This window comes from Ruegeria sp. AF5, from assembly GCF_056541905.1.
This window is the reverse complement of sequence record NZ_JBQFYZ010000017.1, coordinates 1-14,574: the sequence shown is the minus strand read 5'-3', so window position 1 is coordinate 14,574 and position 14,574 is coordinate 1. Positions and strand designations below refer to the sequence as shown.

At 61.7% G+C, this 14,574-nt stretch carries 11 protein-coding genes; 5 read left to right on the top strand and 6 right to left on the bottom strand.

Features of this window, described 5'->3' with window-relative positions:
- The first annotated feature begins 21 nt into the window (after positions 1-21).
- Positions 22-1,212 carry a pyridoxal-phosphate-dependent aminotransferase family protein gene (locus ACR0DS_RS17325; RefSeq protein ID WP_480518895.1) on the top strand — a complete coding sequence of 397 codons (1,191 nt, stop codon included), beginning with the start codon at positions 22-24 and terminating at the stop codon, positions 1,210-1,212.
- Positions 1,213-1,338: 126 nt separating this feature from the next.
- Here ACR0DS_RS17325 and ACR0DS_RS17320 read toward each other — a convergent pair whose 3' ends face one another.
- Complete coding sequence (locus tag ACR0DS_RS17320; RefSeq protein WP_480560357.1) at positions 1,339-2,454, bottom strand: pyridoxal phosphate-dependent aminotransferase; 1,116 nt, start codon at positions 2,452-2,454, stop codon at positions 1,339-1,341.
- A 90-nt stretch (positions 2,455-2,544) separates the two neighbouring features.
- On the opposite strand from ACR0DS_RS17320, the gene ACR0DS_RS17315 reads away from it, so the two are divergent.
- Both ACR0DS_RS17315 and ACR0DS_RS17310 read left to right on the top strand, forming a co-directional pair.
- The gene (locus ACR0DS_RS17315) at positions 2,545-3,615 is read left to right on the top strand and encodes an SMP-30/gluconolactonase/LRE family protein (RefSeq protein WP_480518900.1); all 1,071 of its coding nucleotides are present in this window, start codon (positions 2,545-2,547) and stop codon (positions 3,613-3,615) included.
- Positions 3,616-3,681: 66 nt separating this feature from the next.
- Complete coding sequence (locus ACR0DS_RS17310; protein WP_209505660.1) at positions 3,682-4,464, top strand: crotonase/enoyl-CoA hydratase family protein; 783 nt, start codon at positions 3,682-3,684, stop codon at positions 4,462-4,464.
- Here the strand turns inward: ACR0DS_RS17310 and ACR0DS_RS17305 are convergent, their stop codons facing one another.
- The 4 genes from ACR0DS_RS17305 to ACR0DS_RS17290 form a co-directional block, all read right to left on the bottom strand.
- The gene (locus ACR0DS_RS17305) at positions 4,465-4,797 is read right to left on the bottom strand and encodes a DnaJ family domain-containing protein (RefSeq protein WP_267363466.1); all 333 of its coding nucleotides are present in this window, start codon (positions 4,795-4,797) and stop codon (positions 4,465-4,467) included.
- A gap of 39 nt (positions 4,798-4,836) precedes the next feature.
- Positions 4,837-6,000, bottom strand: a complete 1,164-nt coding sequence (locus ACR0DS_RS17300) for a benzoate/H(+) symporter BenE family transporter (RefSeq protein WP_480560355.1) — start codon at positions 5,998-6,000, stop codon at positions 4,837-4,839.
- Positions 6,001-6,135: 135 nt separating this feature from the next.
- A complete protein-coding gene (locus ACR0DS_RS17295; RefSeq protein ID WP_480560353.1) occupies positions 6,136-9,228 on the bottom strand; it encodes a valine--tRNA ligase in 3,093 nt (1,030 codons plus the stop codon).
- A 94-nt stretch (positions 9,229-9,322) separates the two neighbouring features.
- The gene (locus tag ACR0DS_RS17290) at positions 9,323-10,222 is read right to left on the bottom strand and encodes a phytanoyl-CoA dioxygenase family protein (RefSeq protein WP_480560351.1); all 900 of its coding nucleotides are present in this window, start codon (positions 10,220-10,222) and stop codon (positions 9,323-9,325) included.
- Positions 10,223-10,386: 164 nt separating this feature from the next.
- On the opposite strand from ACR0DS_RS17290, the gene ACR0DS_RS17285 reads away from it, so the two are divergent.
- A complete protein-coding gene (locus ACR0DS_RS17285; protein WP_480560349.1) occupies positions 10,387-12,678 on the top strand; it encodes a xanthine dehydrogenase family protein molybdopterin-binding subunit in 2,292 nt (763 codons plus the stop codon).
- Positions 12,656-13,732 (top strand): DUF2235 domain-containing protein, encoded by a 1,077-nt coding sequence (locus tag ACR0DS_RS17280; RefSeq protein WP_480495125.1) that lies wholly within the window; start codon positions 12,656-12,658, stop codon positions 13,730-13,732. The genes ACR0DS_RS17285 and ACR0DS_RS17280 overlap by 23 nt, the downstream gene beginning before the upstream one ends.
- A gap of 79 nt (positions 13,733-13,811) precedes the next feature.
- On the opposite strand, the gene ACR0DS_RS17275 is transcribed toward ACR0DS_RS17280, so the two are convergent.
- On the bottom strand, positions 13,812-14,327 hold the full coding sequence (locus ACR0DS_RS17275; protein ID WP_480473656.1) for a GNAT family N-acetyltransferase: 516 nt from the start codon (positions 14,325-14,327) through the stop codon (positions 13,812-13,814).
- Positions 14,328-14,574 lie beyond the last annotated feature (247 nt).

Below are 14,574 nucleotides of genomic sequence, written 5' to 3'. Positions count from 1 at the left end.
CAACTCAGACAGGTTGACCCCATGACACAGACATCTGCCCTCTCTCATGGGCGAACTTATTTGGCGATCCCGGGCCCGTCGGTAATGCCGGACGCGGTCCTGCAGGCGATGCATCGTCCGTCGCCCAATATCTACGATGGCGCGCTCATCGACATGATGCCCGCCCTGACCCGTGACCTGCGTCGGGTTGCACGCACAGGCCATGACGTTGCCATCTATATTGCCAATGGTCACGGCACGTGGGAGGCCGCTCTGTCAAACGTGATCGCCCCCGGCGAAACCGTTCTGGCTCCTGCCTCGGGCCGGTTCACCCATGGCTGGGCCGAGATGGCCGAAGGCATCGGGGCAAAGGTGCAGCTGATCGATTTCGGCACCTCATCCGCCTGGGATCTCGACCGAATTGCCGACGCTTTGCGCGCGGATAAAAGCCACCAGATCAAGGCCGTTCTCGCGGTTCATGTGGACACATCAAGCTCGATCCGCAACGATATCCCGGCACTGCGCAAACTGCTCAACGATCTGGACCACCCGGCGCTGTTGATGGCCGATTGCATCGCCTCGCTGGGATGCGACCGGTTCGAGATGGATGAATGGGGCGTCGATGTCACGGTCACCGCTTGCCAGAAAGGCCTGATGACCCCCGCAGGCACAGGCTTCGTCTTTTTCAACGACAAAGCACAGGCCAAGCGGGCCGCCATGCCGCGTGTGTCACGATATTGGGACTGGCAGCCGCGCGCCAATCCCGACCTGTTCTACCAGTATTTCGACGGTACCGCGCCGACGCATCACCTCTATGGTCTGCGCGCCGCGCTCGACCTGATCCATGCGGAAGGGATCGAACAGGTCTGGGCCCGCCATGAACGTCTGGCTACTGCCATCTGGGCGGCCTGCGAAACATGGGCCGAAGGCGGCGCGCTGCATCTGAACGTTGCCGACCGCGCCCACCGCAGCCATGCCGTTACCGCCCTGCGCCTGAACGGGGGGCGCGGCACGGCCCTGCGCGCGTTCACTGAACATCAGCTGGGCCTGACGCTGGGCATTGGTCTTGGGATGGAGGACTACGACAGCTGTTTCCGCCTCGGACATATGGGCCATGTCAACGGGCAGATGGTGATGGCGATGCTGGGCGGTATGGAAACGGCCATGGCCGCGCTTGATATCCCCCGTGGCAAAGGCGCGCTCGAGGCCGCCGCTGCCGTCCTGGCCGCCTGATACACTTCAGACGAACAGCGCTGATCCGCCCCTTCATCTGGCCAAAAATATCCTCGGGGGGAATCGCGCTTTGCGCGATGGGGGGCAGACAGCCCCCCTTTGACCCGATGGCAAGACAGACCAGAGCTAGCCCGTCTTTGTCCGCACCTCCGCTAGCGCCTTGGGCAAGGCGGCCGCAAAAGCATCCAGATCTGCTGTTTCACCACAGCTTACCCGGATGCACCTGTTCTGGGGCGTTGCAAACGGCATCCGGACAAACAGGCCCCGCGCAACCAGAGCCTCCAGAACCGCTCGGGCAAAATCCCCATCCCGCCCGCAATCAATCGTCACGAAATTGGTGGCCGAGGGCAGCGGCTCCAACCCGTTTTCGCGGGCAATCGTTGCTATCCGCTCACGCGCCTCGGCGATTTGCGCCTGAATATGCTCCAGCCACGCACCATCCTGCAACGCGGCCAGCGCCCCGGCCTGCGCCGCGCGGTTCATGCCGAAATGATTGCGCACCTTATTGAAGGCTGCAATCAGGTCGGGCGCTCCCATGGCATAGCCAACCCGTGCGCCCGCCATGCCATAGACCTTGGAAAATGTCCGCATCCGGATCACGCGAGGGTCGTCTGCGCTGACGGGTGCCGCTGTCCCAACTGGCGCGCATTCCACATAAGCCTCATCCAGAATCAGCAGGCACCCGTCGGGCAGGGCGTCCATCGCCGCCACGATATCCGCGCCGGAATGCCAGCTGCCCATCGGATTGTCCGGATTGGCCAGATAGACCAGCTTTGCACCCACCTCGGCCGCCTTCGCAAACAGGGCCGCCGGGTCTTCGTGATCCCCGGCATAGGGAACCTTGTGCAAAACGCCACCGAACCCGGCGACATGATAATTAAAGGTGGGATACGCCCCGTCCGAGGTCACAACCGCATCCCCGGGCCCTACAATCAGACGCACAAGATAACCCAGAAGCCCGTCAATCCCTTCGCCCACAACGATATTTTCGGAGGTTACCCCATGATACTCGGCCAAAGCATGGCGCAGATCGTGGTTCTCGGGATCACCATACATCCAGATATCAGACGCGGCCTGCTCCATGGCCCGGATCGCGCGGGGCGAGGGGCCAAACACGCTCTCGTTGGCGCCAAGACGGGCAATGAACGCCGCGCCGCGCTGACGCTCTTGCGTTTCGGGGCCCACAAAGGGCACGGTGGCGGGCAGGGATTGGGCAAGCGGGGTGTATCGTGGTCCTGTCATGCCTGCAGATAACCCCAAGCCCGAGCTTCGGGCAAGCGCGCACATCATCCCGCGCGTCAGAACGTATTGAAACACAAGTAAGGAGCGCAAATGCGCATACTGTCTGCCATTGTTCTTCTGGGCCTTGCTTATCTTCTGTTCTGGCCCGTTCCCGTTATCCCCGTCGCCGTTGAGATGCCGGAAGATGCCGGTTTCACAGGGGATTTCGCCGAGAACACCGTGCTGGACGCCGCGCAGCTGATCCACTTGCCCGATGGGGAAACCGGCCCCGAAGACATCGCCATCCTGCCCGACGGCGCGGTCTATACGACCAGCCGGTCTGGCACGCTCTATCGCATTGACGGGGCCGACCCTGTTGTGGCCGACCAACTCGGTGGGCGTCCTCTGGGTCTCAGGGCCGGACCGGATGGCGCGCTTTACATTGCCGACAGCTTTCGCGGCGTGATGCGCTGGACCGGGCCGGGCACGCTTGAATCCGTGGTGGCCGATATCGACGGTGCGCCCGTGGTCTATGCAAACCAACTGGACGTGGCGCAGGACGGCACGATCTATTTTTCGAACTCTTCCGACCGGTTCGATCCCGAAACCATGGGCGGGACCAAGCCGACTTCGGTCCTGACCATCTGGGAACAATCCGATACAGGCTATGTCGCCCGTCACACACCCGATGGCCGCACCGAAAAGATTGCCACTGGGTTCGTCTATACCAATGGCATTGCGCTCTCACCTGACGCAGATTTCCTGCTGATCGCCGAGACCGGTCGCGCACGGGTACACAAGCTGTGGCTCAGCGGGCCCAAAGCCGGTCAGCAAGAGGTCTTGCTGCACAACCTGCCCGGCTATCCCGACAATCTCGAAGCACAGGGCGATGGCACCTACTGGATGGCCTTCGCCAGCCCGCGTGTCCCGTCCGAGGCACTGATGCCGTACCCCTTCCTGCGCAAGGTGGTCTGGCGGCTGGGTCCGGCTGTACGCCCGGCGCCGATCCATCGGGGTATGCTGGTGCAGTTTGATGGTGAAGGCACGATCCTGCGCACGCTTCAAGACCCTCAAGGCCGTATTGGCATCACGACAGGGGGCCGGATCGTGGGCGATCAGTTCTATGTCATGACGCTCGATTCCCCCTGGTTCGGGCGGATGCCTGTCAGCGATCTGCCCTGACGTCGCAGTGGAATTCGGCGTCCCGTCCGGGCATGGTCGCCGCAACTGAATTTCGGGAGGTCCCCCATGTCACGTGTATCCGTCACCTATCAAGACCATGTTGCCCATGTCACCCTGACCAGAGGTGACAAGATGAATGCGCTGGATGACGCGATGGTCAAGGCATTGCTCTCTGCCGGGCAAGAGGTCGCCGCCTCGGACGCCCGCGCCGTGGTTTTGTCGGGCGAGGGGAAAAGCTTTTGCGCTGGGCTCGACATGGCGAGCTTTGCAAAGATGGCCCATATGGATCCCACCGAATGGCTGATGACCCGCAGCCACGAAGATGCCAACGAAATGCAGGAGCTGGCGCTGATATGGCGTCGCGTACCGGTGCCGGTGATCTGCGCCATTCAGGGCGTCGCCTATGGCGGTGGCCTGCAAATCGCGCTGGGCGCGGATATCCGTATCGCGCACCCCGAGGCGAAACTGGCGGTGATGGAGATGAAATGGGGTATCATCCCCGATATGGGCGGCATGGTTCTGTTGCCCCGGCTTGTGCGTTCGGACGTGCTGCGCCTGCTGACCTACACGGCCCGGCCCATCGGCGCGCAGCAGGCGATGGATTGGGGGCTGGTCACGCAGCTTTCAGATGATCCGCTGACCGAAGCTCTGGCCATTGCCGAGAATATTGCCGGTCAAAGCCCCTCGGCTATCCGTGCGGCCAAGCGGCTGATCGAAGTGGCCGAAACCCAGCCCCGCGCAGACGTTCTCAAGGCGGAATCCGCCGAGCAGGTGGAGCTGATCGGCAAGCCTCATCAGATGGAGGTCGTGATGGCGCAGATGCAGGGCCGCAAGCCCGAGTTCAAGTGATCAGCGCATGAAAGCCCGCCGCGCATCGCGGGCCATGTTGTAACGCATTTCCAGATCAGCGATCTCCGACATCGCGGCCCGGCGTTCCGCGGGGTCGGTCAGGGCCGGATACGCTTTGCGGGCCGCATCCAGTTTCTTTTTGATGTCGAACTCTTCGGGAAGAACCCCGGCTTGCGCCATGATCCGGTGCCCGGCGGCGATGGCCGGATCGCCCTGCGCCTCGCCGGACCGGTCGGGCAGGGGGAGACCTTCGCCGACAAGGCCCTGCAACTGCCCCTCGGCCTGTGCCTTTTTGATCTGGCGCTCCACCAGTTTTCCAAGTGAACCGAACATGGCGCAATAATACCCGGTAAGGGCGGGATGCGAAAGCGGCTACCGAACTCTGTTGCTGACCAGATAGGCCAGCCCGCCGACCAGCAGACCCCAAACCGCCGCGCCCAGGCCAAAGACGGTGACGCCCGATGCGGTGATCGCAAAGGTCAACATCGCGGCCTCACGCTCGGCCGGAACCTCAAGTGCTGCGAAAATCGAATTGGCCAGAACGCCGATCAGGGCGACACCGGTCAGTGTCCCCATCAACAGCGGATCGGCATGGGATGCAAAGCCGGTAATCGCCACGGCAAAGATACCGAATACACCATAGAACACACCACTCATGATGGCCGACCAGTACCGTTGCGCGGGGTCGGGGTGGCTGTCTTCATTGGAACACATGGCAGCCGTGATCGCCGCAAGGCAGGTGGCAGGTGCGCCAAATGGCGCAGATAACAGGCTCGCCCCACCCACGGATGAAAACAGCCTGCCCGGTGCCGGGGTATAGCCAAAGCTGCGCATCACCGCGATGCCGGGAATATTCTGGGTCGCCATCGTGACGATGAACAGCGGGATGGCGATCCCGATGGTCGAGGCCAGCGAAAAATTGGGCGTGGTCCAGACCGGTGCCGCCAGCCATCGCGCCGGGGTCACCGATGCGTCGCCTGCGTTCAGCACCACAACCAGCGCGGCGGCGACAACGGCCGCCGGAACAGCGAACAGCCGGTTGATCCGGCCCGCGATGAACCATGTCAGGATCACCGGCAGGGCTTGCGCGGGCAATTCGACTGCGGCCTGAAAGGGCAGAATGCAAAGCGGCAGCAGAACCCCCCCCAGCATGGCCTGTGCCAGAGTTGTCGGAATGGCGGCCGCCAGCCGCCCCAGTGGCCGCCAGAGCCCGGCCAGAACCGTCAGCGCCCCTGCACACAGGAAGGCGCCTGTCGCCTCGGCAAACCCCAGCGCCGGTGTCGCGGACACCGCCAGCAGCGCCGCCCCCGGCGTCGACCAGGCGACGCTGATCGGTTGCCGGTACCACAGGCTCAGCACAATGGCGGTCAGTCCCATTGCGATGGCCGCCATCATCAGGCCCGAGGCCGCCTGCGCCGGAGACGCCCCCATCGCGGCCAGCCCCTGCAACACGATAGGAAAGGAACTGAAGAATCCGACAATGGCGACAACAAGCCCGGTCGAGACTGTCTGGAGCGGTGGGGCAAACTGGGTCATGACAGCCTCGGGCGGTTGGGGTTGGTGATTGCTAACAAGCGGCGGCAGGGACGGGCAAGGTCTGAACGCGCAAAAGAAAACCCCGCCGGATCAGCGGCGGGGTTCGGGGTATGAGTATTTTTGAAAAGATGAAGATCAGGCGATCTCAGCCAGACGGGCCAGCGCCTCGTTCAGCTTGGCTTCTTCTTCCTCGCGTGCGGCGAGGTTGGCTTTGGCTTCCTCGACCACCTCATCCGGGGCCGAGGCCACGAATTTGGGGTTGTTCAGACGCCCACGCAGGCCACCCAGTTCCTTGGCCAGCTTGCCCTTTGCTTTCTCCAGCCGCTCCTTTTCCGCGCCAATGTCGATGATATCCGCCAGCGGCAGGCCGAAGGAGGCTCCGGGAGCGGCAATCGAGATGGTGCCCTTGGGCAGCGCGTCCGCGCTGGTCAGGCTGTCGATGCGGGCCAGACGTTTGATCAGCGCCTCGTTGCGGTCCCACGCGGCTTGGCCGTTGGCGTCGATCTCGGTCACCAGCATCGGCACGTAAAGACCCGCAGGCACCCGCATCTGCGCACGGGCCGAGCGGGTGTTTTCGATTACCGAGATCACCCAGTTCATCTCACGATCCGCATCGGCGTCGACCAGTTCCGTGCCGTAGGTCGGCCAGTCGGCGTGGACGACCAATTTGGCGCGATTGCCGGTCAGGCCCCACAGCTCTTCGGTGATGAAGGGCATGATCGGGTGCAGCAGAACCATGCACTGATCCAGAACCCAGCGCATGGTGGCGCGGGTTTCGACCTGTGCTTCGGCGTCGTCACCCTGCAGCAGGGGTTTCGACAGTTCCACGTACCAATCGCAGACCTTGCCCCAGACAAAGGCGTACAGGCCGTTGGCGGCATCGTTGAAGCGATAGCTCTCCAGCGCCGCGTCGACCTCCGCTCGCACACGGGCGGTTTCGCCGATGATCCAGCGGTTGACGGCCGCCTTGGGCTGCAGGTCGGCCACGTCCAGTTGCGGGACGGCGTCGGTAAAGACCTCGTTCATCTCGGCAAAGCGGACGGCGTTCCACAGCTTGGTGCCGAAGTTGCGATAGCCGGTGATGCGCTCGCGCGACAGTTTTAGAACGCCGCCAATGGCCGCCATTGAGGCATTGGTAAAGCGCAGCGCGTCGGCGCCGAATTCGTCCACGATTTCAAGCGGGTCGATGACGTTGCCGGTGGTCTTGGACATCTTCTTGCCCTTCTCGTCGCGGACGAGCTGGTGCAGGTAGACGGTGTGGAATGGGATTTCATTAACTACGGCCAGTTGCATCATCATCATCCGGGCGACCCAGAAGAACAGGATGTCGAAGCCGGTGATCAGGACGTCCGTGGGGAAGTAGCGCTCCAGCTCCTCGGTCTGTTCGGGCCAGCCCAGCGTTCCGATGGGCCAGAGGCCGGATGAGAACCAGGTGTCGAGGACGTCGGGATCGCGGTAGAGGCCGATTTTGCCCTCGCGAATGAACGAGATAGCCTCTTCCTTAGTAGAGACCTCGGCGATTTCCATGCCTTCGTAGTAGCCCTCAACGTCCGCCCGAATTGCATCAAAAGACGGGCCGCAGAATACCGCAAACTCCCCTTTGTTGTGGCTTGCCATACGGGCGATGCGATCCGGGTTCGGTGCCAGCCCCGAGCACTTTTGCTGAGGCCCATACCAAACCGGGATCTGATGCCCCCACCACAGCTGGCGCGAGATGCACCAGGGCTCGATGTTTTCCAGCCAGTGGTAATAGGTTTTCTCGCCCGACTCGGGGATGATCTTGACCGTGCCGTCCCTGACCGCATCCAGCGCGGGGCCGACGACCTTTTCGGCGTCGACGAACCACTGGTCGGTGAACATCGGCTCGATGACGACTTTCGAGCGGTCGCCAAACGGCTGCATGATCGGTTTGCTTTCGACCAGCGGGACGAGTGCCGGGCTGAAGCCCGGCCCACCGTCATCGTCCTCTGTAGGCCGGGCTTCAGTCCGGCTCGATCCCAGACGCGGATCGTCCGCTGGACACATGACAGCCAGACCTTCGCGGGTGATCTCTTCGACCACCTTGGCGCGCGCCTCGAACCGGTCGAGCCCGCGCAGGTGATCCGGGATCAGGTTGATCGCGTCGATCTCATTCTCGGTGAACGCTTTGCCGCGCGCATATTCCTGCGCCTTGCCCGCCTCTTCGGCGTAAGGCGCGCCATCAGCCCGCATCGCGCCCTTGGTGTCCATCAGACGGTACATCGGAATGCCGCAGCGCCTGGCGACCATATTGTCGTTGAAGTCATGCGCGCCGGTGATCTTCACCGCGCCCGAGCCGAAATCGGGATCGGGATACTCATCGGTGATGATCGGGATCTGGCGGCGATGCTCTTTCGGGCCAACCGGAATTTCGCACAGTTTGCCGACGATCGGCGCGTAGCGCTCATCCGACGGATGAACCGCAACCGCGCCGTCGCCCAGCATGGTTTCAGGGCGGGTCGTCGCGATCGAAATATAATCCCGCTCTTCCCGAAGGATTACATTCCCATCTTCATCTTTTTCCAAATACTCATATGTCTCTCCGCCCGCCAAAGGGTACTTGAAGTGCCACATGTGGCCCGGCGTTTCAATATTCTCGACCTCAAGGTCCGAAATCGCAGTCTCGAAATGTGGGTCCCAGTTGACCAGTCGCTTGCCGCGATAGATCAGGCCCTTTTCGTACATGTCGACGAAGACCTTGATAACGGCATCATGGAAATTCGGGCTGTTCTCGTGCCCGGTGCGCGGGTCACCTGGCGCGCCCGCCATGGTAAAGGCATTGCGCGACCAGTCACAGCTGGCGCCCAGACGCTTGAGTTGTTCAATGATCGTGCCGCCGTATTCGCCCTTCCACTCCCAGACTTTCGCAAGGAATTTCTCGCGTCCCAACTCGCGCCGACCTTCGTTGCCCTGCGCCGCCAGCATCTTTTCCACTTGCATCTGCGTGGCAATGCCCGCGTGGTCCTGACCGGGCTGCCATAGCGTGTCAAAACCACGCATCCGGTGCCAGCGGATCAGGATATCCTGCAACGTGTTGTTGAACGCGTGACCCACATGCAGCGCGCCCGTCACGTTGGGCGGCGGGATCATGATGGTAAAGCTTTCCTCGCGCGAACGGTTCGCGCCTGCCTTGAAGGCTCCGGCCTGTTCCCAGGCCTCATAGATACGGGCCTCGGCCTCGGCCGCGTTGAATGTCTTTTCCATCGCCATGGGATGCGTCCTGCGTCAACAAATTCGGGTCAGCGCCTGCAATAGCGAATGGAGACGGGAAGGGGAAGGCCCTGTGCGGCGACGATTGCCGAAGTCACCCCGTGCCGGTCGCCTCGTTTCCGTACAGGTGCGTGCTTTGCGCCGCGCCTTGTGTCATCGCCTTGGCCTGATCCTCCCGGATGCGGGCATGAAGCGCCAAGGCTGGTTGCGAAAACAACTCGGTCGGTGGTTCGATGAGGATGAAATTGCCCACCCGGTCTTCGCCCCGCGCCAAGACCGCGTAATCGCGATCCGCCACTTTTTGCTGCGCGTTCGGGTTCAGATACCGGATCGCCAGCCCGATCCGCCGATCGTCTGACATATTGGGCCCCGAGCCATGGATTGTGAGGCCATGGTGCAGCGACATCTGACCCGGCTGCAATTCGATATGCGTTTTGTCCTCGTCTGCCACATCGACAGCCACCTCCTGCCCGCGCGACAGCAGGTTGTTGTCTGAAAACGTGTCGTTATGGGGCAGGATCGGGTTTTTGTGGCTGCCCCTGACAAAATCCATGCAGCCGCTTGTTACCGTGGCAGGCGACAATGCGATCCACGCCGTCATCTGATCCGGTGTTTCGCCCATCCCCCAATAGGTCAGGTCCTGATGCATTCCAACAACCTGTGTCGTGCGTGGCTCTTTGATGAACAGTTCCGCAGACCACAGCAGCAAGTCCGGTCCCAGTATTCCTTCGACGATGTCCAGAACCCTGGGGTCCAGTGCGATACGGGCGACCAGCGGCATCACCACATGGGCGTTCAGGCGTTTGTACATGTTCAGCGGCAGCGGAAGGTCAGCCACGCGCCAGGTCTCCTCGATCTGCTCCAGCTCGGCCCGGAACTGTTCGGTCTCATCCGGTGAGAAGACTGTAATGGGAAAGGCAAACCCGTCTTGCCAATACGCGTCGACCGATGGGGCGTCCAGACGGCCCTGTGACAGGGAAATAGGTTCGGGCATGGGGGACCTCCGGCAGGCTGTATCTTCAAACAGCCTACGAATCCCGCTGCGGCCCCCGCAATCCTGTTTACGACATCGGTGTCGCCACACGCTTTCAAGCAAGGCGCTGGACATAAGCAAGCACAGGGCTAGTGTCGCCATCAAGGCAGCGACAGGAGCATCCCATGGAAAAATTCGGCAAAAGCCAGCCCGTCAAACGGACCGAAGATCAGCGGTTCCTGACCGGGCAGGGGCGCTATATGGACGATGCCGTGCCCGGCAATGCGCTGTTTGCCGCTTTCTTCCGCAGCCCAGTGGCCCATGGCGATATCACTGCGCTGGATCTTGAGGCCGCGCGGAGCGCCGACGGGGTGCGGCTGGTCATGACATTGGACGATCTTGCCGCCTCGGGCATCGACACGGTGATGAATGCAGCAACCTTGACCAACCGCGACGGGACCGGCTCTGCCGCGCCGGATCGGCATATGCTGGCCAAGGACCGTGTGCGCTTTGTGGGCGAACCCGTGGCCGTTGTCATCGCGGATACGCTGGCGCAGGCGCAGGACGCGGTCGAGCTGATCTGGATAGATATCCGGGAACGCGCTGCCAAGCTGGACGTGAACGCGGGGGGTGAGGCCCTGCACCCGCAAGCGCCGGACAATCGCGCGTTTGACTGGGGCTTGGGTGATGAAGCCGCGACCAAAGCCGCCTTTCAGGCCGCCGCCCATACCGTCTCGCTGAACGTGCACGACAACCGCGTCATCATCAGCTCGCTCGAGCCGCGGGGCTGTCAGGCCGACTGGTCCGGCGGGCGTCTGCACTTTTCCTATGGCGGGCAGGGTGTCTGGGCGATGAAGGCACAACTGGCGCAAAAGCTGAAGCTCGATGCGGATGCGATCCGTGTCACCACCCCGGATGTGGGGGGCGGGTTTGGCATGAAGGTGATGCCATATCCCGAATATTTCTGTGTGGCCGTGGCCGCGATGAAGCTGGGCCAGCCCGTGCACTGGATGTCCGACCGGTCCGAGGCGATGCTGTCCGATCACCACGGCCGCGATCTGACCTCGCTGGCCGAGCTGGCCTTTGATGCAGATCACCGGATCACCGCCTACCGCGTTCACAGCAAAGTCAACCTTGGTGCCTATAACAGCCATTTCGCGCAGGCGATCCAGACAAGCCTGTTCAGCAAGGTGCTGATGGGGGTCTATGACGTTCAGACCACCTATCTCCGGGTCGAGGGGTTCTATACCACGACAACACAGGTCGACGCCTATCGCGGTGCCGGACGCCCCGAGGCGATCTATGTGCTGGAACGCGTGATGGACCGCGCGGCACGCGAACTGGGCGTTGACCCGTGGGAGTTGCGGCGCAAAAACTTCATCAGGCCCGGCGATTTCCCCTACACCTCTGCCACGGGTGAAACCTATGATGTCGGAGATTTCGACATGGTCCTGCGCCGTGCGGCCAGCCAGACCAGCGGGTTCGAGGCCCGCAAGGCCGCCGATGCCGAACGCGGTCTGATCCGGGGGCAGGGTCTTTGTTACTATATCGAAAGTATTTTGGGCGACCCTTCCGAGAACTCGAAGGTCGAGTTTTGCGAGGATGGCACGGTGAACCTTTATGTCGGCACACAATCGAACGGGCAGGGGCACGAAACGGTTTATGCCCAGTTCCTGTCCGATCAGACCGGCGTTCCGATGGACAGGATCACCGTCATTCAGGGGGATACCGACCGGCTTGGCCATGGCGGCGGAACCGGTGGCTCACGCTCGGTGACGGTGCAAAGTACCGCGACCCTCGCCACCATTGACAAGATGATCGCCGCATTCACGCCTTATCTGGCCGATAAGATGGGGGTCGAGGACAGTGATGTGCGATTTGACCATGAAACATTCCGCGCGCCGGGCTCGAACCTGACGCCGACCCTGACCGAAGCCGCGGCCATGGCCCGCGCCGACGGGCGATTGGACTTGCTGACGCATGAGTCCCGCACGCACCTGGATGCCCGCAGCTATCCCAACGGCGCGCATGTTGCCGAGGTCGTGATCGATTCCTTCACCGGCGAAACCCGTGTGGACCGCTACACCGTGGTTGATGATTTCGGAAATCTTATCAACCCGATGCTGGCCGAAGGGCAGGTGCATGGCGGGGTGGTTCAGGGCATCGGGCAGGCGCTGTCGGAACATGTGGTGCATGATGATCACGGACAGCTGCTCACGGCATCGTTTATGGATTACGCCTTGCCCCGCGCGGTGGACGTACCCATGATAAAGTTTACCTCGGCGCCGGTGCCGTCAACTTCCAACCCGATGGGGATGAAAGGATGCGGCGAGGCCGGCACGGTGGGCGCTCTGGCCGCTGTGGCGAACGCGGTTCAGGACGCGCTCTGGGATCACGGGGTGCGGCAGGCGGATATGCCTTTCACACCTCACAAAGTTTGGGAATTGCTGACGCATGGAACTGTCGCGGCTCAGTAGGAAGGTTCTGGGATGGCTCGGGCGGCCCTTGCGGTCCGAGCACTCCGCCGAAACGCGGCACCGCGAGCCGATCAGCCACGTCATTATCCTTGATGGCACCATGTCCACCCTCGAACCGGGGTTCGAAACCCATGCCGGTCAGACCTATCGCCTGTGTTGCGAAATGGGCAGCAAGGTGTCGGTGTTCTACGAGGCGGGTGTGCAGTGGGAAAGCTGGAAATCCACCATGGACGTGATGATGGGCCGGGGTATCAACCGCCAGATCCGCCGCGCCTATGGCTATCTGGCGTCCCGCTACAAGCCCGGTGACCGGATTTATTTCATCGGTTATTCCCGTGGGGCCTACGGCGTGCGCAGCCTTGCCGGGGTGATCGACATGATCGGCCTGCTCAAGGCCGAACACGCGACCGAGCGGAACATCCTGCAAGCCTACCGCCATTATGAATGCAATGTCAGCGGCACCGCCGCCCGCGATTTTCGCCGCAAGTTCTGCCATGACAATGTCAAGATCGAGATGGTCGGAGTCTGGGATACGGTCAAGGCGCTGGGCCTGCGCCTGCCGCTGCTGTGGCGCTGGGCCGAGGATCGCCATGCCTTTCACAACCACCAGCTGGGCCCGGCCACTCTGCATGGCTATCACGCGCTGGCCCTCGACGAAACGCGCGAGGTGTTCGAGCCGGTTCTGTGGCGATGCAAGCCCGATTTCAAAGGTCATGTGGAACAGGTCTGGTTCCGTGGCACCCACGGCGATATCGGCGGCCAGCTGAACGGCTATGAAGAGGCCCGGCCGCTCAGCAATATCTCGTTGATCTGGATGCTGGACAAGGCCGAGATGCACGGGCTGCCGATGCCCGAAGGCTGGCGCACCCGTTTCCCGACGGATGCCCATGCGCAATCGGTTGGAACCTGGCGCGGCTGGGGCAAGATCTTTCTGCTGCGCAAACACCGCAAGGTCGGGCGGGATCAGTCAGAACGCCTGCATGTCTCGGTCGTGCCGGATGAATTGCCGGGCTGGGTGGCGATGCCGAACCTGCCGACACATCCCGCGCAGTGAAAGGCTACCATGTGCCACTGACACCAAGATCACCGGCACTTCAATGTCAGGTTCGAGCCCGAAGCGGGCAGAGCAGAACTTAATAAAAGTCGAATTGCATATAATCAAAGTAGTCAGTTAGCTCGATGGGATCGGAACACTCCGGGTATCTTTCGATGAATCTAAAGCCGATGCGCTCATAGATGCGGAGCATATCTTGATTGCCTTTTACAGTATTCACCAAAAGGGTGCGCCAACCCATCTCCCGAGCGGCCTCCATCCGTGCATCGACCAAAGCTCGGCCAAGGCGGTTTCCACTTGCTTCCGGTCGAACAAAAAGACGCTTTAGCTCTCCGGCATCTGGTCGGGCCTGTTGCAGCGTACCACACCCCACAAGGCGGTTTTGTTCACCATATGCCAGAACGAGGCGGCCGGTTGGCGGCAAGAACGTCTGAATATTTGCCAGAACGGATGATGCCATATCTTTTGGTTCTTTTCTCGCAGACCCGCCTGCCAAGGCCAGTTTATGAAAGACGACGGCGTAATACTCGGTCAGAAGTTCTTCGAATGCGGGTTTGTCGTCTACTTCGGTAACCGAAGCTATCCGATATTCCATACCGACCTCTTTTCATGCCCAATAAAGATCGGCAGCTTACTCCGCTTTTCCGCGCCGACATAGTAAAATCATCGAGGGCATCAGCCAACGGCACAGCCTGGAAAGGAATGATGCGTCTAGTGTCGGCGATGCCAGCTTCGTCCGGATAGTGTTGAAAAAGTCCATTGATTGGTCGGTCTGTCGCTGATTCACTCGTTTTATGAGCGGAGGTGCGGCGATGATGGGACCGAGGCAGGTGGCGCAAGGT